The organism is Staphylococcus sp. GDX8P80P (assembly GCF_017893095.1).
GTDB lineage: Bacteria > Bacillota > Bacilli > Staphylococcales > Staphylococcaceae > Staphylococcus > Staphylococcus borealis.
The window spans coordinates 1-427 of sequence record NZ_JAESMI010000101.1 but is presented as its reverse complement, the minus strand read 5'-3'; the positions used below and the strand labels follow the sequence as shown (position 1 = coordinate 427).

At 41.9% G+C, this 427-nt stretch carries 1 pseudogene; it reads right to left on the bottom strand.

Annotated features, from left to right (window positions below):
- Positions 1-427: pseudogene (locus tag KA858_RS09120) on the bottom strand (YSIRK signal domain/LPXTG anchor domain surface protein); the annotation flags it as partial.

Sequence of the window (427 nt, the reverse complement as noted above, 5' to 3'; positions counted from 1 at the left end):
GAACCAATGATATTACCATCTTTATCAAGTAAATCAACATGCGTATTTGGATCTGTAGTCACCGTAATAGGTGTTTGAGTACCAGCTTTACCACCTAAATCCGTATCAAGTGTTGGAGTAGTTGGTGGCGTTGTATCAGTTGCTTTAACAGGATCAGATGTAGAACTATTTGGATGTTCCGCATTGTCGTAAGCTTTCGCAGTGACATTACCTTCAGGAATAGGTTTCGTCGGTGTAATCGTGACATGACCTGTATTATCTGTCGTACCTGAACCGATAACATTACCGTCTTTATCCAATAATTCCACTTTCGTATTCGGATCTGTCACTACTTCAACAGGATCTTTCGTTCCCGCTTTTCCATCCAGAGTTCCAACAACAGAAGGTTTCACCGGAGGTGTTAGGTCAGTTGCTTTCTTCGGTTGAG